The sequence below is a fragment of the Nocardia sp. NPDC059228 genome (assembly GCF_042754245.1).
In the GTDB taxonomy this organism is placed as follows: domain Bacteria; phylum Actinomycetota; class Actinomycetes; order Mycobacteriales; family Mycobacteriaceae; genus Nocardia.
In genome coordinates, this window is sequence record NZ_JBHZAL010000058.1 from 1 (window position 1) to 24,732 (window position 24,732).

At 67.7% G+C, this 24,732-nt stretch carries 23 protein-coding genes; 6 read left to right on the forward strand and 17 right to left on the reverse strand.

Annotated elements, in window-relative coordinates; all coding sequences use genetic code 11:
- The 3 genes from ACFXKA_RS40560 to ACFXKA_RS40570 all read right to left on the reverse strand — a co-directional run.
- The coding region (locus ACFXKA_RS40560) for a DNA-directed RNA polymerase subunit beta (protein WP_379431533.1) at positions 1 to 2,030 on the reverse strand (2,030 nt) is incomplete at its 3' end.
- An 875-nt stretch (positions 2,031 to 2,905) separates the two neighbouring features.
- Positions 2,906 to 3,787: a sigma-70 family RNA polymerase sigma factor gene (locus ACFXKA_RS40565; protein ID WP_379431534.1), complete on the reverse strand. Its 882-nt coding sequence runs from the start codon at positions 3,785 to 3,787 to the stop codon at positions 2,906 to 2,908.
- Between the two features lie 2 nt (positions 3,788 to 3,789).
- The gene (locus ACFXKA_RS40570; protein WP_379431535.1) at positions 3,790 to 4,185 is read right to left on the reverse strand and encodes a VOC family protein; all 396 of its coding nucleotides are present in this window, start codon (positions 4,183 to 4,185) and stop codon (positions 3,790 to 3,792) included.
- A 205-nt stretch (positions 4,186 to 4,390) separates the two neighbouring features.
- On the opposite strand from ACFXKA_RS40570, the gene ACFXKA_RS40575 reads away from it, so the two are divergent.
- The 4 genes from ACFXKA_RS40575 to ACFXKA_RS40590 all read left to right on the forward strand — a co-directional run bounded on the left by ACFXKA_RS40575 (position 4,391) and on the right by ACFXKA_RS40590 (position 6,146).
- Positions 4,391 to 4,615, forward strand: coding sequence for a hypothetical protein (locus tag ACFXKA_RS40575; protein ID WP_354850465.1), 225 nt, complete (start codon positions 4,391 to 4,393; stop codon positions 4,613 to 4,615).
- 224 nt (positions 4,616 to 4,839) lie between these two features.
- Positions 4,840 to 5,634 carry a GNAT family N-acetyltransferase gene (locus ACFXKA_RS40580; protein ID WP_379431536.1) on the forward strand — a complete coding sequence of 265 codons (795 nt, stop codon included), beginning with the start codon at positions 4,840 to 4,842 and terminating at the stop codon, positions 5,632 to 5,634.
- Positions 5,631 to 5,855 carry a translation initiation factor IF-1 gene (gene infA, locus ACFXKA_RS40585; protein ID WP_354850469.1) on the forward strand — a complete coding sequence of 75 codons (225 nt, stop codon included), beginning with the start codon at positions 5,631 to 5,633 and terminating at the stop codon, positions 5,853 to 5,855. Before ACFXKA_RS40580 ends, infA begins: the two co-directional genes overlap by 4 nt.
- Positions 5,856 to 5,942: 87 nt before the next feature.
- The gene (locus ACFXKA_RS40590) at positions 5,943 to 6,146 is read left to right on the forward strand and encodes a hypothetical protein (protein WP_379431537.1); all 204 of its coding nucleotides are present in this window, start codon (positions 5,943 to 5,945) and stop codon (positions 6,144 to 6,146) included.
- A gap of 9 nt (positions 6,147 to 6,155) precedes the next feature.
- On the opposite strand, the gene ACFXKA_RS40595 is transcribed toward ACFXKA_RS40590, so the two are convergent.
- The 12 genes from ACFXKA_RS40595 to ACFXKA_RS40650 all read right to left on the reverse strand — a co-directional run bounded on the left by ACFXKA_RS40595 (position 6,156) and on the right by ACFXKA_RS40650 (position 20,811).
- Positions 6,156 to 7,016: an amidohydrolase family protein gene (locus tag ACFXKA_RS40595; RefSeq protein WP_379431538.1), complete on the reverse strand. Its 861-nt coding sequence runs from the start codon at positions 7,014 to 7,016 to the stop codon at positions 6,156 to 6,158.
- A gap of 11 nt (positions 7,017 to 7,027) precedes the next feature.
- Positions 7,028 to 7,768: an SDR family NAD(P)-dependent oxidoreductase gene (locus ACFXKA_RS40600; RefSeq protein WP_354850476.1), complete on the reverse strand. Its 741-nt coding sequence runs from the start codon at positions 7,766 to 7,768 to the stop codon at positions 7,028 to 7,030.
- A 54-nt stretch (positions 7,769 to 7,822) separates the two neighbouring features.
- Positions 7,823 to 8,974 carry a glycosyltransferase gene (locus tag ACFXKA_RS40605; protein WP_379431539.1) on the reverse strand — a complete coding sequence of 384 codons (1,152 nt, stop codon included), beginning with the start codon at positions 8,972 to 8,974 and terminating at the stop codon, positions 7,823 to 7,825.
- A 49-nt stretch (positions 8,975 to 9,023) separates the two neighbouring features.
- The gene (locus tag ACFXKA_RS40610; protein WP_379431540.1) at positions 9,024 to 10,343 is read right to left on the reverse strand and encodes a glutamate-1-semialdehyde 2,1-aminomutase; all 1,320 of its coding nucleotides are present in this window, start codon (positions 10,341 to 10,343) and stop codon (positions 9,024 to 9,026) included.
- Positions 10,336 to 11,634: a GNAT family N-acetyltransferase gene (locus ACFXKA_RS40615; RefSeq protein WP_379431541.1), complete on the reverse strand. Its 1,299-nt coding sequence runs from the start codon at positions 11,632 to 11,634 to the stop codon at positions 10,336 to 10,338. Before ACFXKA_RS40615 ends, ACFXKA_RS40610 begins: the two co-directional genes overlap by 8 nt.
- Positions 11,631 to 13,016 (reverse strand): glycosyl hydrolase family 28-related protein, encoded by a 1,386-nt coding sequence (locus tag ACFXKA_RS40620; protein ID WP_379431551.1) that lies wholly within the window; start codon positions 13,014 to 13,016, stop codon positions 11,631 to 11,633. The genes ACFXKA_RS40615 and ACFXKA_RS40620 overlap by 4 nt, the downstream gene beginning before the upstream one ends.
- Positions 13,016 to 14,317, reverse strand: a complete 1,302-nt coding sequence (locus ACFXKA_RS40625) for a Wzz/FepE/Etk N-terminal domain-containing protein (protein ID WP_379431542.1) — start codon at positions 14,315 to 14,317, stop codon at positions 13,016 to 13,018. Before ACFXKA_RS40625 ends, ACFXKA_RS40620 begins: the two co-directional genes overlap by 1 nt.
- Entirely contained in the window at positions 14,308 to 15,684 is a 1,377-nt protein-coding gene (locus ACFXKA_RS40630) for a hypothetical protein (RefSeq protein WP_379431543.1), read from the reverse strand. Before ACFXKA_RS40630 ends, ACFXKA_RS40625 begins: the two co-directional genes overlap by 10 nt.
- A gap of 157 nt (positions 15,685 to 15,841) precedes the next feature.
- Positions 15,842 to 16,846: a glycosyltransferase gene (locus tag ACFXKA_RS40635; protein ID WP_379431544.1), complete on the reverse strand. Its 1,005-nt coding sequence runs from the start codon at positions 16,844 to 16,846 to the stop codon at positions 15,842 to 15,844.
- Positions 16,843 to 18,126: a lipopolysaccharide biosynthesis protein gene (locus ACFXKA_RS40640; protein WP_379431552.1), complete on the reverse strand. Its 1,284-nt coding sequence runs from the start codon at positions 18,124 to 18,126 to the stop codon at positions 16,843 to 16,845. Before ACFXKA_RS40640 ends, ACFXKA_RS40635 begins: the two co-directional genes overlap by 4 nt.
- Positions 18,127 to 18,583: 457 nt before the next feature.
- Positions 18,584 to 19,771, reverse strand: coding sequence for a glycosyltransferase family 4 protein (locus tag ACFXKA_RS40645; protein ID WP_379431545.1), 1,188 nt, complete (start codon positions 19,769 to 19,771; stop codon positions 18,584 to 18,586).
- The gene (locus tag ACFXKA_RS40650) at positions 19,771 to 20,811 is read right to left on the reverse strand and encodes a glycosyltransferase family 4 protein (protein ID WP_379431546.1); all 1,041 of its coding nucleotides are present in this window, start codon (positions 20,809 to 20,811) and stop codon (positions 19,771 to 19,773) included. The genes ACFXKA_RS40645 and ACFXKA_RS40650 overlap by 1 nt, the downstream gene beginning before the upstream one ends.
- Before the next feature lie 423 nt (positions 20,812 to 21,234).
- On the opposite strand from ACFXKA_RS40650, the gene ACFXKA_RS40655 reads away from it, so the two are divergent.
- The gene (locus tag ACFXKA_RS40655; RefSeq protein WP_379431547.1) at positions 21,235 to 21,639 is read left to right on the forward strand and encodes a hypothetical protein; all 405 of its coding nucleotides are present in this window, start codon (positions 21,235 to 21,237) and stop codon (positions 21,637 to 21,639) included.
- Between the two features lie 290 nt (positions 21,640 to 21,929).
- A complete protein-coding gene (locus tag ACFXKA_RS40660; RefSeq protein WP_379431548.1) occupies positions 21,930 to 23,294 on the forward strand; it encodes a glycosyltransferase 87 family protein in 1,365 nt (454 codons plus the stop codon).
- A gap of 161 nt (positions 23,295 to 23,455) precedes the next feature.
- Here ACFXKA_RS40660 and ACFXKA_RS40665 read toward each other — a convergent pair whose 3' ends face one another.
- Together ACFXKA_RS40665 and ACFXKA_RS40670 are read right to left on the reverse strand one after the other, a co-directional pair.
- The gene (locus ACFXKA_RS40665; protein WP_379431549.1) at positions 23,456 to 23,635 is read right to left on the reverse strand and encodes a hypothetical protein; all 180 of its coding nucleotides are present in this window, start codon (positions 23,633 to 23,635) and stop codon (positions 23,456 to 23,458) included.
- A gap of 83 nt (positions 23,636 to 23,718) precedes the next feature.
- A complete protein-coding gene (locus tag ACFXKA_RS40670; protein WP_379431550.1) occupies positions 23,719 to 24,237 on the reverse strand; it encodes a hypothetical protein in 519 nt (172 codons plus the stop codon).
- Between the last annotated feature and the right edge of the window lie 495 nt (positions 24,238 to 24,732).

Below are 24,732 nucleotides of genomic sequence, written 5' to 3' on the forward strand. Positions count from 1 at the left end.
ACATGCCCGGCCTCCACCCGCATACCCTCGTCCACGATCGGACGCTGGTTGGCGCAGGTGCCCTGGTTCGAACGCTCGAACTTACGCAGCCGGTACGAACGGCGAGTGCCATCGTCGTGCATCACGGTGATGAAGTCGGCCGACACCTCTTCCACCACACCGGGTTTCTCGTTCAGCACGACATCGCCGGAATCGATCGCCGCCCGCATTTCCATACCGGTGCCCACCAGCGGCGCCTCCGAGCGAATCAGCGGCACCGACTGCTTCTGCATGTTCGCGCCCATGAGGGCACGGTTGGCGTCGTCGTGCTCGAGGAACGGAATCATGGCGGTGGCCACCGACACCATCTGGCGTGGTGACACGTCCATGTAGTCGACGGCGGCGGCATGGACCAGCTCGACTTCGGAGTTCTTGCGCCGCACCGCGATTCGATCGGACACGAAGCGGCCGGCCGCATCCAGCGATTCGTTGGCCTGCGCCACCACGTGCAGGTCCTCCTCGTCGGCGGACAGGTAGTCGATCTCATCGGTCACCCGGCCGTCGGTCACCCGCCGGTACGGAGTTTCGATGAACCCGAACGGATTGACCCGCGCGTACACCGACAGATACCCCATCAGGCCGATATTCGGCCCCTCCGGCGTCTCGATCGGGCACATCCGGCCGTAGTGGCTGTAGTGCACATCGCGCACCTCGAGGCTGGCGCGTTCCCGGTTGAGCCCGCCGGGCCCGAGCGCCGAGAGCCGCCGCTTGTGGGTGAGGCTCGACAGCGGATTGCGGTGATCCATGAACTGCGAGAACTGAGAGGTGCCGAAGAACTCGCGCAGCGCCGCCACGACCGGCCGGATGTTCAGCAGCGACTGCGGGGTCACGGCCTCGATGTCCTGAGTCGTCATGCGTTCGCGCACCACGCGTTCCATGCGTGACAGCCCCAGCCGCAGCTGGTTCTGGATGAGCTCGCCGACGGTGCGGACCCGGCGATTGCCGAAGTGGTCGATATCGTCGACCTCGACCGGGACCTCGATGCCACCGGGCGCGGTCATCACCTTCTCGCCCGCGTGCAGCCGCACCAGGTAGTCGATGATGGTGACGAGGTCCTCCTCGGTGAGCACCGGCGAGCCGACCGCCTCGGCCGTGTGAATGCCGAGTTTCTTGTTCACCTTGTAGCGGCCGACGCGGGCCAGGTCGTAGCGCTTCTCCTTGAAGAAGAGATTCTCCAGCAGCGTCTGCGCGGACTCCTTGGTCGGCGGCTCGCCGGGGCGCAGCTTGCGGTGGATGTCCAGCAGCGCCTCGTCGGTGCCGGGCGTGTTGTCCTTCTCCAGCGAGGTCAGCATGATGCCGGAGTGGCCGAAGCGCTCGGCGATCTGCTCGCTGGTCCAGCCGAGCGCCTTGAGCAGGACCGTCACCGGCTGCCGACGCTTGCGATCGATCCGGACGCCGACGGTGTCGCGCTTGTCCACGTCGAACTCCAGCCACGCACCGCGGGAGGGGATCACACGCGCGGAATACAGTGTCTTCTCGGTGGATTTGTCGATGCTCTCGTCGAAATAGACGCCGGGGGAGCGGATCAGCTGCGAGATGACCACGCGTTCGGTGCCATTGATGACGAAGGTGCCCGTGCCGGTCATCATCGGGAAATCGCCCAGGAATACCGTCTGGGATTTGATCTCCCCGGTGTTGTGGTTGATGAACTCCGCGGTCACGAAAAGCGGTGCCGCGTAGGTCAGATCCCGGTCCTTGCACTCCTCGATCGAGGTCTTGACGTCCTCGAAGCGGGGTTCGGACAGGGTCAGCGACATGGTTCCCGCGAAGTCCTCGATGGGGCTGATCTCGTCGAGTACCTCCTCCAGTCCGCCGGCGCGCGTGGCGCCGTGCGCGGCCGTCCGGGCGCGCCAATCGGGCGCGCCGATCAGCCAGCCGAACGAATCGGTCTGCACCTGCAGGAGATCCGGAACTGCCAGGGGCTCGGTCACCGTGGCGAACGAAACCCGCTCGGTCTGATTCGAGACTGCCAAAATGCGTCCTTCCAGCACCTCGCGCCGCCCGCGCAGGCGGTCGGTCGCGGTATCTGCTTGTCCTGTGGCCGTAATTCACGCGCACCGGCGCCGGCCGTCCGAACATGACTCGACAACAACGGGTGGATGAAGCCGCACGCAGACAGCGCGACCTTCCACGGTCATTTCATATTTCGAGAGTCGGACAGCACCCGCCCAGGCGCGAAGTCTCAAATTACACCCGAAGTCAACAGATGTCGAGAGGCGCAAGAAAATCGACACCGATATTCCGGTGTCTTCCCATTTCAATAATGACACCGCGGAACGCAATTCGTCAAGTCGATTGTCGCCTCCCGTTCACAGCCTCCTGACCAGCGCGAAAGCGACTGGGCGGCAGTATGTTTCGGCCCTGCGCGCTAGGGTATGGCCGTGCGGGAATTCGTATCTCGCAAGGACCGTGACCGGGCGCGGGCCGCGTGGGAAGCGCAATCGGCCGGCCGCGCCGATGATCGCCGAGTTCACGAATCTGACATCGGGCAATGATGCTGTTCCCGGCCCGTATTCACCGATGTTCTTGCTGCACCGGCCCAGTGGACTGTTCCTGGTCGAACTGTGGACCATGATCCGCAGTTATGCCGATCCTGGGACCAGCGAGCCTTCACGGAAGCGATTGTGGTCGAGGCTGATTCGGGCCGGGACTTCGAGATCTCTTTCCACGCCTCGCGTATCGCGGTGACCGGGGTTGGAGCCGGCCCAGCGCCTACCGGGGATACGGTGGTCGCCCTGCCGCCCTGCCCAGATCCTCGACGGTAGTTGCGGCAGTCTCGAATTGGAACGCGCCTGATCGGATCCCGCCGAACTGGTCACCGGCGCTTGGAACCTGCTCGACGCCCTCGACCTCACCGGTCGGTGATTCAGGCCGAACCTGGTAGGTGCATCGCGGCGAGGCGGCGCGGGTCGGCGAGCAGGGTGACGGCGGTGATGCGATGACCGGCGACGGCGAGGGATATGACGGATAGCGGGGTGCCGTCCTCGCGCCAGGAGATGTAGCCGGGCAGATTGTCGACGAGGACCGGCTGGTGGCGGGTGACCGCGCCGGAGAAACTGCGTGCGCGCGTGGCTACCTCGGTGGCGCCGAGGGTGACGAATACGCCGCCGGGGGCGTGGACGGTGAGCCGCACATCGGGGTCGAGGACGCGGAGGAGCGCCTCGAAGTCGCCGCCCACCGCGGCCCGGCGGAACGCTTCGGCCACCGCCCGCTGTTCGCGCCCGGGGGCGGCCGGGTGCTCGCCGGCGCCCTGCACCTTCCGGCGGGCGCGGCTGGCGATCATCTTGGTGGCGTCGGCGGATTTGCCGAGGATCCGGCCGATATCGGCGAACGGCACCGCGAACATGTCGTGCAGCACGAAGGCCAGGCGCTCGCTGGGGCCGAGCGAGTCCAGGACGACCAGCAGCGCCAGTCCCACCGAATCGGCCAGGGCGACATACTCTTCCGGTTCCGTGGCGCCGTGGTCAGCGGTGACGACGAACTCGGGCAGGCCGTCGTAGGACGACTCCTGCCGGGCCTGGCGCGAGCGCAGCAGGTCCAGGCTGATCCGGCCGACGACCGTGGTGAGCCAGCCGGCAAGGTTGTCGATGGCGGCGGCGTCCTGGCGGGCCAGCCGCATCCAGGCCTCCTGCACCACGTCCTCGGCATCGGCATGCGAGCCCAGGACGCGGTACGCGACCGCCCGCAGCCGATCGCGCTGTGCCTCGAAGGCCGCGGCCACCGGGTCCGTCGAGCCGGATCCGGCCATGGCTACCGTCCCCGCCGCTGCTGCCGCAGTGAGATCCGGTTCCCGTCCGGGTCCATCGCCTCGATGCGCACCCCGAACGGATAGTCCACCGGTTCCGGATCGATGAATGTCACGCCCCGCTCCCGCATCACCTCGAAGTCCTTCCACAGATTGTCCGATTCGAGAATGAGCGGCCCGGGCGCGACCAGCTCCGGACCACCGGACGGCTGTCCGGCGGCCTCCGGAAGCTGCCACAGAATGATCTCCACGGGACTCCTGGATGCCTTGACTGTCAGGAACCGCCCATCGGGCCCGGCATAGTCCACCTGCTTCTCCAGACCGAGCGCTTCGGTGTAGAACTGCAGCGCGCGGTCCTGATCGGCCACGTAGACGGTCACATACAAGATGTTCGACAGCACCCTGTCCTCCATTCGTCGGCTCGGCGACCCGGTCGTAGTCGGTCGCCAACCCTTATGACGCGGGCCGCCGCGAGAAGGTAACCGCGGTTCGGATAACGAAACGGGCGAATCGCGGCAAAGTTGCAGCAAACGTCCGATCGGGGCGATTAGCGTCGGAGACCTGGTCTGCCGCTTCGCCCGCGGCGCCCACTAGGAGGAGGACCCGGTGACCGAGCCAGCCAAACCCTCACTGCTGTCGAAGATCTCGATGAAGCAGTGGATCGCGATCGTCCTCACCGTGCTGGCGGTGATCTTCATCGCGGAGAACCGGCACCGGGTGGACATCGAATTCCTGCTGCTGACCATCCGTTCGCCGATGTGGCTGGTGCTGCTGGTGACCTTCGCCATCGGCTGGGTCGTGGGCGTCCTGACCATGCGATCCCGTCGCTGAGACGGCCATTCTTGTGCTTCCTCTTCGGTCCGTGGCGGAAAATACCTTGCGTGGACCGGGATTCGGTCTGCTAGCCTGCTGCCTACCGTGACATCAGGCGAGGAGGTGAGACCCATGAACACTGTACCGATGTGGGGGCTCCCTCTCGTCGTCACGGATTGGCGAACGCTGTAGTTGTCGCCGGGAGCGCCTGCCTGACAAGGCAATCCCGAAAGGTGACGACGATGAATACTTCGGATATCTCTTCGCGTGCGGGCGATTCCGCCGCGATCACCCGGGTCGCGCTGACCCGATGGCAAGCCGTGGAGAACGACCTGGTGGTCGGGTGCGGTGATGTTTCGACACGACCCGACGGACGGCTGTTCGTCAGCATCGACGCCTGGCACGACGCGGTGTTCGAGCAACTCACCGCCGCGATGCTCCCCACCCTCCGCAGGCCACTGCACACCGTGGTCGACGAGAACGACGCCGACCTGCTGTCCCGGTGGGCGCGAGCCGGTTTCACGACCCGGCGCCGGGAATGGGAGTACCTGATCCCCACCGATGCGGCCGCCACCGGGCTGCATGCGGTCCTCCCGCCACCGGACATCACGATCGTGCCGGCCGGGCGTGCGGCGGCGGAACCGTTGCGCGCCCTGGACCGGGTGATCCGCGACGAGGTGGAGGCGGCGGTCGGCTGGCAGGAGATGCCGGCCGAGATCCTGGGCGGGTACGACGGTGACACCATCGTGGACCGGTCGAAATACGTGGCGGCGGCCCAGGCCGACCGCTACGTGGGCCTGCTCCGCGTGGTGCAGGTGACCCGGCTACCGCGGATCGGACTGATCGCGGTCCGGGCCGGCCGGCAGCGCCGCGGCATCGCCCGCGCCATGCTGGCCCACACCCTGTCCACGCTGCACCACCGCGGCATCGCCACCGCCTCGGCCGAGGTGAACGAATCCAACGCGGCGGCCACCGCACTGTTCGACGGCATCGGCGCCCAGCGCGTGAACAGCAACCTGGAACTGGTGCTGCGATGACCAGGACCGGCAAGGGAATTGAAATCGAGGGCACCGTCGTCGAGTGCCTGCGCAATGCCACCTTCACGGTGGAACTGCCCAATGGGCATCAGGTCCTCGCGCACATCAGCGGCAAGATCCGGAAGAACTACATCAAGATCCTTCCGGCCGACCGCGTCCTCGTGGAACTGAGCCCCTACGACCTCACCCGCGGCCGAATTCTGTTCCGGTACAGGACGTAACGGGCACGGGCGGCGGCTTCCGGTGGAGGCTGTCGAAACCGAAGTCGGAGGGCCCAGCCGCCGGGTGGGCGGCTGGGCCCTCCCACCGTGGTTCAGGCGTCGTCAGCCGATCTGGACGCGCTGGTGGCCCTGCTGACCGACGACGTGTTCATGTCGATGCCGCCGATGCCCTTCGAATACACCGACCTCTACGTCCTGACCCTCGCCGGTGACCGGATCAGCGGGCTGACCAGGTTCGACACCGCCGTGCTCCCACGCTTCGGGCTGCCCCGATCACTACCGAACCGCTAGCCGGGTCACCTATTTCAGGCGGTAGGTGTCGAGCGCGTTGGCCCGGTAGAAGAACTCCGCCTCCTGATCGGTGGCATCGGTGGTGACGATGTGGTCGATCGCCGAGACCAGCTCGGTGTAGGTCCCGGCCAGCGAATCCACCGGCATGTTGGAGGCGAACATCAGCCGCCGCCACCCCCACAGCGCCACACTCGATTCCAGCCAATACTCGAGCGACGGCCACGCCAGGTCCCGGCAGATCAGCCCGAACCCCGACAGCTTGCACAGCCACTGAGTCTCCTTGGCCGCCAAGGAGATCGCGTTGTGCCATGCGGAGCGGGCCTCGGAGGAATGTCCCTGCGGGAACCCCAGGTGCTCGAGCACCACCCGCAGCTCCGGGTACCCGGCCAGGAAGTCGATCCAGTCGAGAATCTCGCCGGGCTCGGTCACCAGATCGAAGACCGCGTCGTGCTCCTGCAGCCAGCTCGCGAGGGCATCCGCCGCAGGCGTATTCGGCGACAGCCCTTCGAAAACCCGTACCCCGCGGAACCGCTCGGTGCGGGCCTGCTCGTCGAGATGCGCGATCAGCTCGGTCGTCGGCAGGGTGGGGTCGACCGCCCCGACGATCGCGAACGGTCGCGACCCGGCCGCGGCAATGCCGTCCACCCAACGGGTTTCGTCCAGATAGGCGTGCGGCGCGGTGGTGGCCGACACGTGTACCAGCCCGGCCACCTCGATCGAGCCCAGCCCCCGATCGAAGTCGGCCGGTAGAAAGTTCTGCGCGATGTCGGGTCGTCCGGCGGCGGCGAATCTCGCCAGGCCCGGATACCAGGCATGCGCACCGGTGTCCCACAGGTGCATGTGGGCATCGACGAGGGGGAGAGAGGGCATGTGGGCAACTCCTACTGCATGGTGATGCCGCCGCTGACGCTGATCAGCTGGCCGGTGACGTAGCTGGCTTCCGGGCTTGCCAGCCATGCGATGAGGGAGGCTACTTCGTCCGGCCGGCCCAGGCGTTTGAGGGGGATGGATTTTTCGAGGGCGGTGAGGGTTTCGGGGTGATCGGCCATGGTGTGGGCGACCATGCGGCCCTCCAGCGGTCCGGGGCAGACCACGTTGACGGTGACACCATCGCGGGCGACCTCCCGGGCGAGGGATTTGGCGAAACCGAACAGGCCGGATTTGGATGCGGCGTAGACGGTTTCGCCGAAGGCCCCGGCTCGCGCGCCGTCGGAGGCGACGAACACGATGCGGGCGGCCTCGGCGTCGAGCATGCCGGGCAGCAGCAGCTGGGTCAGGCGCATGGGCCCGCGCAGATTCACCTGGAACATGAGGTCCCAGGCGAGGGTTCCGGTGTCCAGGAATGGTTCCACGACGGCGACCCCGGCACAGTGCACCACCGCCGAAACCCGCCCGCCGACCGTCCGGGCGGCCGATTCGATACTCTCCGCGCTCGTCAGATCCAGTTCCAGCGCAGTAGCTTCCGCCCCCAGCTCCGCCGCACACGCGCGCGCACCCTCGGCATCGACATCCGCGACCCACACCGGCCGCCCGGCGTCCACCAGCCGCCGCGCCACCGCGCGCCCGACATCCCCTGCCCCACCGGTCACCAGCGCGCCGGATACCGCTCCGACACCACCCACTGTCTCACCCTGTTCCGCTGTTCTCGAATCCATCCGGATTCTATGAATAGTCGGTCAGCGGGAATTGCGCGACACAATGTCCGCGATTCGGCCGCGGAAGGCCTCGGGGGAGAAGGTGACGGCGTGCTTGCGGATGGTTTCGGGGTGATAGTCGGCCGGGTCGAAATCGCGCATCACCCGGGCGAATCCGGCCACCACTGAATCATCGGAACCAGTCGGAATGTGTTCGCCGGAGATACCGGGCACGACGGTGTCGAGCGCACCGCCCTCACCGACGGCGAGCACCGGTGCGCCACAGGCCATGGCCTCCACCGGGACGATGCCGAAATCCTCCACGCCGGGCATGAGCAGCGCCCGGCAGCGGCGGTACATGTCCTGCAGCACCTCGTCGGAGGCCGCCCCCAGGAAGGTGGTCTCCGGGCCCGCCAGCGCCTCCAGCTGACGGCGATAGCGGCCGTCGCCGAGGATCACCAGGCGCACCCCGGCCGCGCGGGCGGCGCGAATGGCGAGATCCGGGCGCTTGTAGGGCACCAGCCGGCCCGCGAACAGGAAGAAGTCGTCCCGGTCGATGCGCGGATCGGGGGAGAAACGGTCCACGCGCACAGGCGGATTCACCACCGACGCGGGCAATCCCCACCAGTCCCGCACCCGATCGGCCACCGCCTGCGAGTTCGCCACCACATGCGCGAGCCGCGGCGCGGCGCGCAGTTCGTTGCGCCGGGCCAGCGCGCCCAGCGCCATCAGAATGGCCTGCCCCGCCCGTCCTCCGGCCTCCCGCGCCCGGAACGCGCTGTCCCAGGCCCACCGGGCCGGGCTGTGCACGTAGGCGATCACCGGTGCGGTGGTGGCGAAGACCGCCTGGGTCGCGAAGGCGTGATGGCTCACCACCACCGCGTCGTACTCGCCGTCGAGTGGAAGACGGCGCAGCGTTCCCGGCACGAAGGGCAGCAGCGGCGCATGCGACCGCCGCCCGCTCGCCGAGTAGGCGCGCGAGAGCCAGGTGTCGTGCACGAGTTCGGCTGCCGCCGAGCCCGTTTCGATCGAGGACCCTGCCGCCGCCACGAGTGCGTGCGTGCACTCCGCGTCGGCGATGGGCGCGAAAACCGGTGCGCCGGGCCAGGTTTTCATGAACTCGGCGACCACGGCCTCGGAGCCGCCGTATTCGGTGAATCGCTCGTGGACGAGGGCGATCCGGGGTGCGGACATCACAGCTCCTGGGTTACTGCGCGAGACTGGGTTACGGTGCGGGGCTGGGTTACGGTGCGAGACGACGCGGTGCCGCCATGCGCCGCAGCGCCGGAGCCACCGGCCGTCCGGCGAGCAGGCCGTCCACCGAGCCCTGTTCGAGGGCCTTGCGGTAGGTCTTGGCCGCCGACTCGCAGGCGTCGATGGTGTGGTCGACATCGGCGTCGGTATGTGCGGCCGAGTTCACGAACGACTGCCCCAGCACGCCCCGGTCCAGCAGTTCCTGCAGGAACAGCGTCCGATAGGGCTGGGAGGGAACGCCTTCCGGGTCCCGGGTGAGGAACACCAGGCACGACGGCCGGCCCGCCACCTCGAGATGATCACCGATACCGAGGTCCGCGGCAATGGCATTGACCCCGGCGGCGAGTCGACGGCCGGATTCCTCCATGCGCGCCACCGGATCGGTGTCGCGGTAGGTCTGCACGACGGCCCGGAAGGCGGCCAGGGACGCGGTTTCCGGCCCGTGGGTGGTCGAGAGCAGGAAGACCCGGTCCGCGTCGGTGCGCAGCCCGCCCAGCTCCATGTACTCGCGTTTGCCGGCCAGCGCCGAGAGCGGGAAGCCGTTGGCCATGGCCTTGCCCCAGCACGACAGGTCGGGGGTCACACCGTAGATCCGCTGCGCCCCACCGGCGGACCAGCGGAACCCGGTGATCATCTCGTCGAAGATCAGCAGCGCGCCGTACCGGTCGCAGAGCGTGCGTACGCCTTCCAGGAAGCCCGGCGCGGGTTCGGCCAGGGCCGTGGCCTGTTCGAGGATCACGCACGCGATCGCGGTGCGGCGCAGGGCCGTTTCCAGCGACGCCAGGTCGTTGTAGCGGAATCGCACCGTCGGAACCGCCGGTATCCCCGCGTTCATCTCGGTGGTGCCGATGAACCAGTCGTCGACCGAGAAGAAGGGCTGCTCGCAGATCGCCACCGCCTCCCGCCCGGTCACCGCGCGCGCCAGCCGCACGGCGGCCGTCGTGGTGTCGGAGCCGTTCTTGGCGAACTTCACCATGTCCGCGCCGGGCAGCAGGCTCAGGAAATCCTGGGCCGCCAGGAGTTCCAGCTCGGTCGGCCGGGAGAAGTTGACCCCGTCGGCGATGGTCCGCGCCACCGCCTCGACCACCGGCGCGAACCCGTGGCCGAGGGTCACCGAGCGCAGCCCCATGCCGTACTCGACATACTCGTTGCCGTCCGCGTCCCACACCCGGGCGCCCTTGCCGCGCACCAGGATCGGGGCCATGGCCTCCGGATACTGGTCCGCGCCGCGCGCGTAGGTGTGCGCGCCCCCCGGGACCAGATCGTGCAGGCGCGCCTGCAGGGCGGCACTGCGCCGGTAGTCACGCATGATCGGCACCCCCGGCGGTGATGGCCCACAGTTCGTGGTCGCCGCGGTGCCCGTCGAGTCCGGTGTAGCTGCGCATGGTTCCCTCCTTGTGCAGTCCCGCCGAGGCGGCGACCGCGGCCGATGCGGTATCCCCGGCCGCGACGGCCGTGTATACGCGGAACAGTCCGAGCCGGTCGAAGGCGTGTGCCAGCAGGGCCCGGGTTGCCGCCAGGCGGACTCCGTCGTCGGCGTGGGCGGGATCGGCCCAGATGTGCATCCGGGCGTTGCGATCGAACATGTCGAGGTCGAACAGCCGGGCCTCCCCGGCGTAGGCGCCCGCGGCGTCGAGGACGAGCAGCAGACCGGCGCGGGAGCGCACTCCCGCTGTGCTGCGGGCGAATTCACGCCACCAGGACGGCCCGGTGCTATCGGTTCCGTCGATCGCCGGGGGCGCCCCGTTACGCCGGGCGGCCGCGCGGGCCGGGCCGTCGGAGGGCCGGAGGCTGCGCAGCGCCACCCGGTCGAACCCGGCCAGCCGGAGCATGACGGGCCGGGTGGGCAGCGCCTGCCGCGCGGCCCGCCACAGCTGGCCCGCGCGATACCGGGCCAGGACCCCGAAAATTGTGGCTGTATCGGGTATTCCGTTCGCCTCCGGTGCTCCGGTGGGTTCGTCCGGGGGCGGGGTTCGATGCGCGAGCGTGCGCTCGGTCCACATCTCGGTGAATCCCTTGGGCGGAATCTCGGCCCGCGTCATCGACCACAGATCGTGATCGGCCCGCGCCCCGCCCACGTCGAAGTGCAGCCGCATGCGCCCCTCGCGCACGAACCCGATCTGCACCGCACCACTGGTGGCCGCCGCGTTTACCGGCGAGATGGGCGCGTTGATGCGCTCCAGCCCCAGCACCTCGAAGCTGAAGTCGAGGATCAGTCCCGCCGCGATCCCGCCGAATCCGTGCCGTCCCATCCGGGCGTCGATCCAGATTCCCATCTCGCCCTGCCGGGCCTGCTGATCGATATTGCCGATCTCCACCTGCCCGGCGAAGCGCCCGTCGATCTCGATGACGGTGGCTACCCGCCGCCCGGTGCGGGCATTGGTCGCCGCCTCCAGGCATTCACGCACCCACGCCTTCTCGTTGTGCCGGGTGTCCCAATCCAGCGGCGAGGTGTGCCAGAACGGTTCCAGGAGTCCGCGATTGCGCAGCCGCAGCCGCCGCCACTCCTGGTAGTCGGCGAAGCGCGGCAGCCGCAGCAGCAGGGTGCTGCCGTGCAGCCGCGCCGGGCCCAGTGTCAGTCGTGCCCCCGTGCCGCTCACGAGTGCGGTCGCTGCTTGCCCAGCGACGAGGTCTTGATCGCACCGTCCGTGCCCACCGACAGCCGCCAGTACGTGCCCGCCGAGTCCTTCAACACGATTCCCCCTTCGCTGCGATCGGAAATATAAGCCCCACTGTTCAATACGGCCGACAATACGGTCCCGTCCCGGTCCTGAACCTGGAAAATATCGGCATCGGGCTGACTCGCCTGCGCCACCGTGGTCCCGGCGAAGCGCGCGCCGTGGATGGCCCCGCGCCCGATGACGTGCCAGCCGTCCGGGAACGACCTGGGATCCACGTCCTGGTAGGACCCGGAGATGAGGTTGACGGCCGTGCCCTCCGCCACGCCCTTGGGGTCCACCCGCACCTCGATGGGCGGCGCGTCCAGATCCGGATCGAACTGCACATTGGCCAGATACGGCTGGCGGCAGTGGATCAGGTCCAGGCACACCTTGCGCGCGGCCACCTTGCAGTTGACCAGACCGAACTGGGCGGGCCCGCCGGCCGGTCCGCCGATGGACAGCGCGGTATCGGCCCCTTCGAACCACACGTTGGTCAGCCACCAGTCGTTCGCGGGGCCGTCCACCACCAGGTGCTTGTCGGTGGTCCTGGGATCGTTGTCGGACACGAATTCGACGTTGGCCAAGGCCAATCCGGCATTGTGGTCGCCGCCGGTGCCGAGCACCCCGATGTGATTGTTGGTGAGCTTCGAGGACGTCACGTAGTTCTGGATGCACGAGGTGACGATCCCGTACCCGAAATTGTTGATATCGGAATTGATGACGGTCGTGCCCCCGGTGTTCTGATCCAGCACCAGCCCCCGCTGGTCCAGGAATCGGGGCGCGTTGTCGCTGAGATGGTTGCCGCGCAGCACCACCGAATCGAAGGTGCAGCGGAAGCACTCCGACAGCCGCACCGCGGTGGCCTTGGGGCCGGAGAAGTAGAAACCCAGGCGGGAGAAGCGAACCCGCTGCTTGCGCTGCAGTGCGATGAAGGTGTCGTCGCCGTCGTAGTTGATGGTGGTGACATCGGCCCCGTCGCCCAGCACCGTCGCGTAGTCGGCGAGCGCCGGGAACCTCTTCAGCGTGTACTGCCCGGCCGGGATGTAGAGCACCAGCGGCTTGTCGCTGACCGCGGCGGCCTTGGCGAAGGCGTCGGTGTCGTCGGCCTTCCCGTCCCCGACCGCACCGAAGTCCTTCACATTCCGGGCCGACGGCTGATCGGTCACCTGCGGCGAACGGAATTCTGTTGCGCCGGAATCGGCTTTCGAGCACGCGGCCGCGACCGGCAGGATGGCCGCCGCCCCGAGTCCGGCGGCCAGCAGCCGCCGGCGGCGCACGGCGGCGTCCGACCGGTTGTCCGTTGTCCCCCCGTCCTCCTCGATCACCGTTTCACCAGATCGAGCGGATGCTTGACGAGTTCGCCGACGCTGCGATGCGGCCGCGAGAAGACGACCGTGCCGATCATTCGCTTGTTGTCGTGACCGAAGGTGGCCAGCGCCCCGCGCACCTGGTTGGAGGTGGTCTGCCCGAGCTCGATCACGCCGATGGTGGCGTCCACGCGCCGCGCCAGCGCGATGGCGTCTGCGGCCGCGGTGACGGGTGCGGCCTCCACCACGATGTGGTCGAATTCGCTGCGCAGCTTGGACATGATGTCGCTGAACCGCTCGGAGTCCAGCAGGTCGGGGGTGCGGAAATCCATGCCGCCCAGCGGCAGCACAGTGATCCCCACCTCCGGCCAGGCCATCACGAACCCTGCGGGAGTCGCGTTGTTGCGCAACAGCTCCGAGAGTCCCGCCGCCGCGGCCGCCGGACTGCGCCGGGACGAGCCGTACCCGGTGGTGTCGGCGTCCACCAGCACCACCCGCGCGCCGGTATCGGCGAAGGTGCGGGCCAGCCCGATCGCCACATCCGGTTCGGAGTGCGGCGACAGCGAGGTCAGCAGCAGGCTGACCAGTGTGGGATCCTCGGTGAGCCGGGTGCGCAGCCGGCGTAGCTCACCCGCCGCTCCGGGCCGTCCGTCGTCGACGATGCCCAGAATCGGGACGGGCAGAAAGGCTTCCAGCTCGGTGGAGGTACGGACTCGCCTGTCGAGTTTGTCGCGCAGGATCGCCGCGCCCAGGCCGACCGTCAGTCCGGCCAGCACGCCGAGCAGGTAGTAGCGCTTCTTCTGCGGTCCGCTGGGCTGGCTGGGTGTCTGGGCCTTGTCGATGACCTCCGCGCGGGCGGCGGGCGCGGCGTCGCTCTGAGTGACTTCGAGCCGGGAGACCAGCGCCCGGAACTGGGAGACCACCTCGTCGGCCAGGGCGCGCGCCCCGGCGGCGGTGGAGTCCTTCACCGTGATGATGATGATCGTGGTGGCCGGCGGCGAAACCGCGGTGATGCGGCCGCGCAGGTCGTTCACCGAACCCTTCAGGCCCAGCTGATCGTGCACGTAGGTGGCGACGGTGACGCTGGAGGCCAGATCCACGTACGAGCGCACCCGCTGCTGCGCGGCCAGCCCGCCCTGATAGGAGTCGTTGACCGAGGTCCCGGTGGCCATGGATACGTACACCGAACTGGACGCGGTGTACTCGGTCGGCAGGGTGCTCGCGTATCCGTACGCCGCCCCCGTGCAGATCACCACCGCGACCACGATTATCGGCCAGCGCCGCCGCAGCAGCCGCCAGTAGTCGATCAAACCCATTGCGCTGTCCTCGTTTTCCCGGATGGAATCGGTGCCCCCTGTAGCTGTTCCACCCGTCTTCGGAATTCACCAACAACCAGATACGCCAGCCATGCCAGCACCACGGCCTGCAGATACTTGCCGAGCATCTCGACGGTGCCGAGGATGCCGCGCTCGAACAGGACCGGGACCTCGATCACCGACAGGCCCAGGATCGCCATGGCCAGGTACCTGCTGTAGAGAGCCCGGATCCAGATCAGCAGCAGCACGAACGTGATCGTGACCCCCACCGCGACACCGATGTAGCCGCCCAGCACGTAGCCCTCGTTGATATTGCCTTCGGCCAGGGACACTTCCACCGTCGACATGTCCACCGAGCGCCCGCGCACCTGCTCGGCCCAGGCGGCGCCGGACCGGAACTTCTCCGCGCCCAGCAGCTGGGTGGGAATCAGGCTCTGCACGGCGTGCTGCGCCACCTGACTCGGCGTCAGCCAGGAACTCGGCCCGGCGAACCAGGAGTCGGTGGCGGCCTCGAGCAGGTCGAAACGGCGCAGCATGCTCAGGAAGGGGTGCACCACCGTCGGATACTGCGCATCCACCTGTGCCGCTTCGGCTTTGGCGGCGGCGTCGGTCTTGAGCGACTGCAGCCAGCCGAAGCCGCCGATGGCGAGGCCGGTGATGCTCAGCACGCCGACCACCTTGACGCGCGTCCAGCCGGTCATGGCGAAGCGCACGGCGATGGCCAGCGCCGCGCCCATGATCGGGGTCTTGGACTGCACGGTGGCGGTCCACACCAGTTCGCCGCAGGTGAGCGCGCCGACCACCAGTGCGGTGGTGCGGCCGGACTCGTTGCGGTAGAACACGATCAGGCCGACCGCGCCCAGCGTGGCGAGAATGGTGACCAGGTTGATGAGCGGGTTCGGGCTCTCCAGTTCGCCCGCCTTGCCGGTGGTGCCGGTGGCGTAGGCCGCCAGCCGGCCCAGGGTGCCGACGCCGTAGAGCAGGAACAGGGTCTGGGTGAAGATGGGCTCGCCCGCGAAAGGCGCTACGCGCGGCGTGGTCTCGCGCGGGCGCAGCCGCACCCAGAACACGTAGCCGATGATCAGCGCGGCGTAGACCCAGAGTCCGAAGATGACCGGTTGCAGCACCGCGGCGATGCCGCCGTCGTAGCCGTACTCGTAGAGCCGCGGATCGGGCACATTGTCGCCGTAACTGGGGACGGGCTGCACCCACAGCAGCACCACCGGCCGCGCGACATACGACAGCGACCAGTGCGCGGTCTGCGCGATCAGGAACACCCGGGCCACACCGGGCAGGAACATCGCGGCCACGACGATCGTCACCAGCGCGGCGGCGACGAGGAATACAGCGAATTGTGCGGAGGCCATCACTCTCCCATCACCCGTATGTCCGCGCCGCGGGCCGGGGCGTTACCCGTTTGCGTGGCCGTTCTTTTCGCCGTCGGCGCGGCAGATCCGTTGCGCCGTTCCGGGCATGGGCGGAGCTGCGCGCGGCTACGCTGTGCGGCCTGGTGCGCGCGGCCGCTCATGCCAGTGCGTCGATGATCTCGCGGGCGCGGTCCACGTACCGGTGGTCGCCGTGCACGATGCGGCGATGACCGGCCTCGGCGACCTTGGCGACCTGATCGGGATACTTGGCGCAGCGGCGCAGGATTTCGCGGAGCTCGGTCGGGCCGGAGAACAGGTAGCATTCGGCCTCGTCCTGGAGCAGTTCGGCGTGTTCGTCGGTGCGTTCGCCGACGAAAAGGCCACCGGCGGCCGGGACTTCGAAGGTACGGCAGGTGTGGGTGTCGCGATTGTCGGAATTGAGCAGCACCAGGTTCGCGGTGACGGCGGCGACCGCCGTGGAGAAGTTCTCGCCGTAGACCGCGCCGCCGACATCGGCGCCGGTCTGCCACAGCGCGCGCACGCGCCGCCAGCCGGGACCGCGTAACAGCATGTCCCCGTGGTGTTCCCGGGCCAGCGAGATCAGGAGGTCTTGGCGGTCGGGGCGCACCGCGCCGATGAAACCGACCAGGTAGTTACGGACGGTGCGGCGGGCGGTGAGGTGGTGCAGGGCCGGATCGTATGCGCTGCGAACGAATTTCACGTGCCGGGCGCCGCGGGCGGCCAGTTCGGGAACGTTGTGCCACTTGGTGGTGACGATGAGATCCCATTCGGCTTCGTGTGCCAAGTATTCCGGGCTGGTGTTGTACGGATTGGACACGTCATCCGGGCTGTAGTGCACATGCAGACCAGCCGGGGCGCTCAGTAGCCGCTGCTGGTCCAGGTGCACCGATTTGAAGGCGAACAGCACGTCGGGCGCGAATGCGGCGGCAGCGCTGTCGATCTCGCGATGCAGTGCCTCGACGTCCCAGGGCGCGCGGCGATGGGCGACCTTCGAATACACCCACGGTGGCGACAGCCGCGCGGGCAGCGTGACCGGGGTCGTGTCGATCACCACCACCTCGTGCCCCGCCTGCTGGAATCCGTCGGCGAGTGAGCGCGCGTTGCTGCCCACCCAGTCATCCCCGACGAAAAGTACTTTCACGCCAAATCCCCCTTGGTCAGCAGCGCGGTGGCAGGTTCGACCGGCCCGCCGCGGCCGGCTCGTTCCCGGAGCATGAGCCACCGCACCCGGATGATGTACCACAGCGCGACGCTGATTTCCGCGGAAACTGTGCCATAGACCAGGGTCCAGACCGATCCGGTCCGGGCGGCGACTACCAGCGCCACCGCGGCGACGCAGGTGCCGATGATCGCGCCGATCAGCACGCCGATGGTGTCCTGCTTGACCGGCAGCACGGCGGTGGTCACGTACGAGGTGATGGTGGTGGCGGGCAGGATGAGGATCTCGACGCGCAGCAGGGGTATCGCGCCGTCGAAATCGTGGGTGTAGATGAGATGGATGAGGATCGGGGCCAGCGCCCAGACGCTCACCACGGCCAGGCAGGCCAGGGTCACGCAGCCGATCAGCATCTGGATCTGATTGCGCCAGAACTGATCATGGGCGCTGCGGCGGGCCATGCGGGGGAGCAGGGCGAAGCCGATCGGGTCCAGGGTGGACTGGATCGCGCGGACCAGCCGGTCGCCCGCGGAGTAGAGGCCCAGCGAGGCCGCCTCCAGCACCGCGCCGTACACCGCCGCCGAGCCCTGGCCGTAACCGGTCACCAGCAGCCGGGAGGTGAAAATCGGTGCGGCCATGCGCAGGACGGCCCGCACGCCGTAGGGCCGGGCGGGCGGTCCGAACTTGCGAAAGGAGTCCCACCAGGTCAGCGCCACCGTGGCGATGGAGGAGACCAGCAGGCAGAGCACGGCCATGGAGGCGCTGGGGAATCGAGGTAGCAGCCCGACGAGCAAACCGAGATATCCGATGCGGCCCACGCCCTGATACATGGTGGAGCTGCCGAATCTGCCCTGGCCGATGAGCAGCCAGTCCTCCGAGATCGACCAGAAGCCACCGGCGAACAGGCCCAGCAGCACCATGTGCAGTTTGGGGGACACCTCGATCGCGAGGCTGGCCAGCAGCGCCACGCCGATGAGGGTCAGGGTGGTCGCGCGAATGGCGAGGTAGGTGCCGCGCAGGCGGTTCACCTCGAGGTGGCCCGGATCGTCCTCGGGCACTTTGGCGGCCAGGAACGAGGTGACGCCCAGATCCACGACCAGCGAGCCGATGAAGTAGGACGACATGCCGATGGCCAGCAGGCCGGTGCCGTGCGGGCCCAGCATGCGGGCCAGCAGCGGGACGGTGACCAGGGTGATGACGTACTGGCCGTACTTGCCGAAGGTCACCAGTCCGATATCGCGGATGATGCTGCCGATACTGCCCAGGCCGGAGGACGAATCCTTGCGATGCTTACCGTCGGCCTGGGAATGATCTGCGGCGGTGGGGGATTCGCCGTCCGTCGCGGCCTGTCGGTAAGCGCCGGTGGCATCGCGCGCCGGGCGGGTGACCGGGAGCCGCACGGTGGGCGGGTCGACCGGATCGCCGTAGAAGGTGGGCAGCACCGGACCGCGGGAGGGCGCGGCATAGCGGGCGGCCCGGGTCTCGTCGAACGGCACCGTGCCACGGCCGGTGCCGTTCCCGTGGCCGTTCGGTCCGGCGCGGCGCTGCCGCGGGCCGGCCGGACCGGAATCACCGCGGGCGTCGTGCTCGAAGGCGGAGGACTGCTGGTCGACCTCCGGAATCCCGTGCCGCATGTGGCGGCGCTGTCGCAACCGGCCCAGCGTGCCGAGGGCCTCCATCCGCACGGTGGGCGGGTCGTAGGCCGGCAGTGGATCGGTCGGATCATCCACGCCGCCACCGCTTTCCGGGCAGACCGTTCAGGAGGTCGGTCACGATCCGGCCCGACTCGGCGACGTCGAAATCGCGGGATCGCACCCGTGCGGCATCGGCCAGTTTGACGCGCAGTTCCTGGTCGGCGATGAGAGTGTCCAGGGCGTGGGTGAGCTCGGCGCGATCGCCCGCCGTCACCAGCAGGCCGTTCACTCCCGGCTCCACGATCTCCTCCGGTCCGCCGGGGCGGGTCGCGATGACCGCGCAGCCCGCCCGCATGCCCTCCACCACCACCTGGCCGAAGGGTTCGGGCAGCACCGAGCAGTGCACGAGGATATCGGCGTGGCGCAGATAGGATTCCGGGTTGTCCACGTGGCCGGTGAAGGTGACGGGGAGGTCGAGGGCGGTGGCGTGCACCTCGAGTTCGGCGCGGTAGGGCTCCTCGTCGAAGAAGGTGCCGCCGACCAGGAAGACCTCGCGGGGGAGGGTTTTCACATCGGCCAGGGCGCGCAGGAACAGGTCCTGACCCTTCCAGGGGGCGAGACGGCCGACGACGGCGATGATGGTCTCGCCGGCGGGGCGTTGTTCCTGGGGTCGTCGTTCGCGGGCGAGCGTGGATTCGTCTGCCGGGCTGTGATTGTCAGGTGGGAACTCGACGCCCGGATAGGCGACGACGGCCGCTCGGCGCCAGGTGTACAGCGAGGCCAGGGTGCCGCGGCTGTTGGCGATCACGCCGCGCGCCACCACCCAGCCCAGCACTCGGATGACGAGGGCGAGCACCCGGCCGAAGTAGTCGCGCGAAACCCGGTCGTGCACATGCCAGACCAGCGGGACCCCGGCCCGGCGGGCGGCGACCGCGCCCATGAGCATGGCTTTGGTGCTGCCCGCGACCAGGACCGTGGCCTCCAGGTCGCGGACGGTCGCGCCCAGTGTCCAGCCCAGACGTAGCAGGCCCGTCGCGCCGATGAGCAGGCTGCGGATCCCGGCCTTGTCGATGGTCATGGCGCGGGAGTCGAAACTATTGGTGACGACGCGGGTGTCGATCCCGCGCGCGGCCATCAGGCGCAGCATCGGGCCGTCTTCGGTGTAGAGCACGGCGGTCCGCCCGGCGGGCATGGCCGAGACCAGGCGGAGCGTTGCCAATTCGGCTCCGGAGGGGGCCGCGGTGTGCGCCAGGAATACGGCCTTCAGCGGTGCCATCAGTCGACGAGCTCCGCGTAGAGATCCCGGTGCCGATGCGCCGCGACGGTCCAGGAGAATGTCTCCGCGTGGGCGCGGCATTGTTTCGCGGCGGGCCGGGAGCCGTCGAGGGCCGCGGCGATGCGGGCGGCGAGTGCCTCGGCATTGCCCGGCGGGACGAGGAGCGTGGCGTCCAAATCCCGGACAGAATCGGGCAATCCGCCACAATCGGACACGATCGGGGGGCGTCCGGCGGCGAGGGATTCCAGGGCGATGAGCCCGAATCCCTCCAGTGCGAGGGAGGGGACCACAGTCAGATCGGATCGGGTGTACAGGTCGGTGAGCTCCGCGTCGGACACCGATCCGGTGAATCGGATCGACGGCTGGTCAGCGGCGAGTGCCCGCAATTCGGCCTCGGCAGTCCCGGTTCCGACGACGATCAACCGGGCGTCGGGATGCTTGGCTGACACGTCGGACCAGGCGCGAATGAGCACGTCGATACCCATCCGCTTCTCCAATCGCCGCACGCACAACACGATTCCGGTGTCGGACTCGGGCTCCGAAGTCGTGAAACGTTCCAGATCCACACCCGGCGGAATCACCCGAACCCGATCGGGCCGCACGCCGTAGTCGCCGACCAGCAACCTTTCGAAATGTTGCGACAGCACGACGAACCGGTCCGCCCTGGCATATCGCAGCCGCTCGACCAGATACTTGGCACGCACGGCCCGCGCGCCCTCTCCGGCCATCCGGCTCTCGGCCGCCCACGGCCCGTGAAAGTGCACTACCAGCGGATTTCGCACCGTCGCAGGCCCGTACAAGCAGAAGTGCCGATCGATCACGGTGTCGCGGGTGAGCCCGTCCCGGTCCAGAAACGCGGTCCGTGCGCGCTGGAGCGTCGATCCGCCGGTGGGTCCCCATGACCCCGCCCCGACCGGGCCGTCTCCGAAAGCCCTTGCGCCGACACTGATTCGAGTGTCGCGAGTCAAGGCGCCGTATAGATCTGTGAAGTACCGGTTGAGACCCCCATGAGCGGCCGTGAACCACTCCGACCCTGTCATCAACACCCGAATGGGCCGTGTCAAAACCCTCACCCCCGGGTCCGTCACCCACATTCGGACCGAGATAACGATCCGAACGCCCTTGCAGCGCAAGTGTATGCCAATCCGCGCTGCCGGGCGGGCTATCGGCCCGCAATCAACCCACCGACCAGTATTTTCCGCGCCTTCGTTTTCCAAGCACGCATCAGCCGGACCATCGAGGCGTCGAAACAGCCGGATCATCGAGTCGTCGGAACGGACGGATCATCGAGGCGTCGGAACGGACGGATCATCGAGGCGTCGGAACGGAAGGACCAATCCCCGCGCGGAATTGGCTGGATGTTGTGTCAGCGCAGCTGTCAGGCCGGTATCAGCTCGACGTCAGCCGCCCCCGCGAAAGTAATTCACGTCAGCAACACCGCAACTCGCACCGAGGAGCCCACCATGACCGCCACCCTGACCGCCCAGGACAAGCAGACCGTCCGCACCGCCGCCTACGGCGCCGTCTCCCTGATCTCGGCCGCCGACGCCGCCGGCGGCTCGCCCCACAAGGCCGCCACCGCCGGCAGCATCGCCCTCGGCTCCGCCACCGGCCTGGTAGGCCACATCCTCGCCGAGAAGTCCACCGGCGTCCGCCTCGACTCCAAATCCGTAGCCGCCCTGGCCGACCAGGTCCTCCCCGCCCTCACCGCCGCAATGACCCTCCTCTGCGCCCACTCCCCGTCCGAGGCCGCCAACTTCCGCACCACCGTCCTCGTCGCCATCGAAGCCGCCACCCACAAAACCGGACCCACCCCCACCGTCACCGACATGACCCGCAAGATCACCGCAGCCCTCGACGCCGCCTGACCAAATGCCCCCGGGGCCACTCCTCACCGGCACCGACCCGCCACCCCAACCAGGGACCCAAGCCCGGACAGAACGAATGCTCTGTCCGGGCTTCTTCACTGCGTCCCGCCCTGTTCGAAAAGCCCGTCGAAACCTGACAACGCGCCCCTCGCGAAGCCTGTGCTGAATTTCCGTCCCATGCCTCACCAGCCCGGATTGGCTGGATCCTGCGTAGCCGCATAATATTCCGTACACCCACGTGACATGCGCGCCAATGCATACACACGACCCGTTGGGTACCGACCGCTACGGTGGGTTCGATCGCGTTCCTTTCGAATTCGCGCATGTGGGGGTTGTTCATGCATGGTCGAGATAGTGGCGAGTCAGGTATATCGGCGCGGTGGGCGGCGGGTGTTTTGCTCGCCGGTGTTGCAGCGTTGGTCATCCAGGCACTGCTGATTCCGCTGCGGGCGGCGCCGCAGTTCGGGCTGCTGGCCAACCAGAGCGATCTGGAGATCTATCGCAGTGGCGCATTGCAGGTGCTGCACAACGCACCGCTCTATGGTGCGCCGGTCCCGCCGGGAGGCTGGTTCACGTATCCGCCCTTTGCCGCGGTTGTCTTCGTGCCGTTGGCGCTGATACCGGTGGACGTGGCGAAGCTTGCAGTGTTCATCGTGTCCGGTGTGGCGTTGTGGGCGACTCTGTGGCGAAGCTGCCGCGCGCTGGGTTATCGCGGTGATCTCAGCTTGGCGGTTGCGTCCGTCGGGTTCGCCTTGGTGGCCGTGGATTTGGAATCGGTACGAGGGACGTTGTGGCAGGACCAGATCAACCTGATCCTCATGGCGATCATCGTCTGGGATCTGACCCGTCCACCCACAGCACGGTTGCGCGGATGGACGATCGGTCTGGCAGCTGGGGTGAAACTCACCGCCGTCGTCTTCCTTCCCTACCTGGTCCTGACCCGACAGTGGCGAGCAGCAAGGTCGGCCACGGTCACCGCGGTCGCAACGGTGATCGCAGCATCGGTGATAATCCCTGCCGACTCTGGTGAATACTGGCTGCACGCGGTGCACGATGTCGACCGGATCGGACCGCTCACGCATCCGTTCAACCAATCCATCAACGGAGTCCTCGCGAATCTGTGGGCACCGTCGGCACCGCCCACCGCGGTGTGGCTGCTGTTGGTCGCCGCGGCCGCCGCACTCGGATACGCCGCCGCCCGGAAAGCGCATCGCGCCGGCCAAAGCCTGCTCGGCATCGTCATCGTGGGCCTGATCGCCTGCGTGGTCCCCCCACTCGCGTGGGGGCATCACTGGGTGTGGATCGCCCCGCTACTGATCATCCTCCTGCACAACACGATTCAGGCACACGAACATCGTGCAGCCTGGGCTGTAGCGACCGCGGCACTGTTCGCGGCCGGATCGATGTGGTGCATCTCGTGGATCTATGCCGAGATCAAGCACCTGGGACTGACAACCGTGCCGGGTTACATCCCTGCGATGACATCTGCCGTCGACCAGATGCCGAACTGGGTCCGAGCCATCGTGTGCGGGATACCGCCGACGATCTACCTCGCGGTGGTCAGCGCAATCCTGATGTACGAGAAGCGAGATGGACAGAACTCACCGTTATCGCTTCGGGTAGCCAATTCCGATATCAAGAATCCCTCGCCGTAGAAGGAGGCGCGCGAAAGGGTCTTCACCTCGCCGATGAGCGGATGTGTTCCTGTCGCAGGTCATGTGTGACGTCAGCCGAAGAATTCGGACAATGCCGCAGCCACCGCTGCGAGATCATCGGGGTGGTTCCCCGTCCGGCCAGCATCACCAGGTCCGCGCCGTCAAGCATCGACGTCGGCGACCAGGCCGGTGGCGCGGTGAGCGAGTATCCGGGCGATCGGCTCGAACGTGGTGGGCGGAGGAGCCGAATCGCTGATTGTGGTGAAGAATTCGACGATCGGTTGCTCGGGGCGATCGTGGATCATCAGGTCGTGGATCTCGGCGAGTACCGGTGCCAGCACCGACCCGGCGAGAGCGATAGGGGCTCATAGAGCGCCAGACGACGGACAGCTGAAGGTTTCGTTCATCGCCCCGTCCGCCTGCCTTAGCGAGGCCGGAGATCGCGGAGTGAAGGCATGGCCATACGGGAGTAGGTCTCTTCGGGATGCACGGTGATCACGTCGAGTTGCTGCACCAGCGATCCGGGCAGCTCCCCGTCTTCGAAGTGGCTTAAGGAGGGCACGAACACTGCTTCGGCATCCAGCCGGGTGATCTGTGCTCTCAGCCGCGCAAGCGGTGGTCGACCGAAGCTCGGGTCATACACGATCATGTCGGCGAAGTCGTAGCCGAATCTTGCTGCGAGCCTTCGTATCTCGGTCTGGTCCCACAACTGACCGACCCTGGATACGTCCGTTCGGAGGTAGCCAACCGCTGTTGGCTTGTATTTCATGATTGCCCCTGAGTCCTGATGTCCGTCGAGTGCGATGTGTTCGTGAATCTCTAGGTGGAACTCGGCGTAGTCCTCTGTCTCACTGCCGCACGCCTGGAGTTCCAGCACGCCGCCAGGGAACGGGAACAGCCGTGTACGTGCTGCAGGCTCGATCTCTTCTGGTTCATCGGTCATGACTGCCCCTGTCATCGCTGGTGGCAGTTCCGGAGACGGGACAACTGCACCCGGCCCCGAACGCCTAGACCAACCGTAGGAACAGCCGTGGGACACCTGAACCGTGTCAAGGACACTTCGCTCGGCAATTGAAATGCCCACAGCGTCCCCTCGGGACGCTTACCGTCTTGGTATGACTCAGCAGCGCCTCGAGACAGCGATGCTCCGGGCGGGGCTCAGCTCCGCAGCGTTGGCCGCTACTGTCGGCGTAGACGTGAAGACCGTGAACAGATGGCTTGCAGGGCGAGTGCCGCATCGCCGAACCAGGCTCCAGGTCGCTGAAGTGCTAAGGGAGACGGAGGAGTCGTTGTGGCCGTCCTCCCGGCCGGACACGCAACCGGGTGCACCTGCTACGGCAGAGGGGGCTGCTGCAGGGTTAGGTGACAACCGAGATGGCTTGCCGAGAGGCGGGCCTGAGAGGATGTCGCAGTGCCCAAGCCGTATCCGAAAGAGTTC

Bases quoted from the DNA above. Each gene is read 5' to 3' on its own strand.
- ACFXKA_RS40650 (WP_379431546.1), bottom strand. From the start codon at position 20,811: ATGACAGGGTCGGAGTGGTTCACGGCCGCTCATGGGGGTCTCAACCGG.
- ACFXKA_RS40610 (WP_379431540.1), bottom strand. From the start codon at position 10,343: ATGCGTGACTACCGGCGCAGTGCCGCCCTGCAGGCGCGCCTGCACGAT.
- ACFXKA_RS40580 (WP_379431536.1), top strand. From the start codon at position 4,840: ATGAATACTTCGGATATCTCTTCGCGTGCGGGCGATTCCGCCGCGATC.
- ACFXKA_RS40670 (WP_379431550.1), bottom strand. From the start codon at position 24,237: ATGACCGATGAACCAGAAGAGATCGAGCCTGCAGCACGTACACGGCTG.
- ACFXKA_RS40630 (WP_379431543.1), bottom strand. From the start codon at position 15,684: ATGGCCTCCGCACAATTCGCTGTATTCCTCGTCGCCGCCGCGCTGGTG.
- ACFXKA_RS40655 (WP_379431547.1), top strand. From the start codon at position 21,235: ATGACCGCCACCCTGACCGCCCAGGACAAGCAGACCGTCCGCACCGCC.
- ACFXKA_RS40645 (WP_379431545.1), bottom strand. From the start codon at position 19,771: ATGGCACCGCTGAAGGCCGTATTCCTGGCGCACACCGCGGCCCCCTCC.
- ACFXKA_RS40625 (WP_379431542.1), bottom strand. From the start codon at position 14,317: ATGGGTTTGATCGACTACTGGCGGCTGCTGCGGCGGCGCTGGCCGATA.
- ACFXKA_RS40595 (WP_379431538.1), bottom strand. From the start codon at position 7,016: ATGCCCTCTCTCCCCCTCGTCGATGCCCACATGCACCTGTGGGACACC.
- ACFXKA_RS40605 (WP_379431539.1), bottom strand. From the start codon at position 8,974: ATGTCCGCACCCCGGATCGCCCTCGTCCACGAGCGATTCACCGAATAC.
- infA (WP_354850469.1), top strand. From the start codon at position 5,631: ATGACCAGGACCGGCAAGGGAATTGAAATCGAGGGCACCGTCGTCGAG.
- ACFXKA_RS40565 (WP_379431534.1), bottom strand. From the start codon at position 3,787: ATGGCCGGATCCGGCTCGACGGACCCGGTGGCCGCGGCCTTCGAGGCA.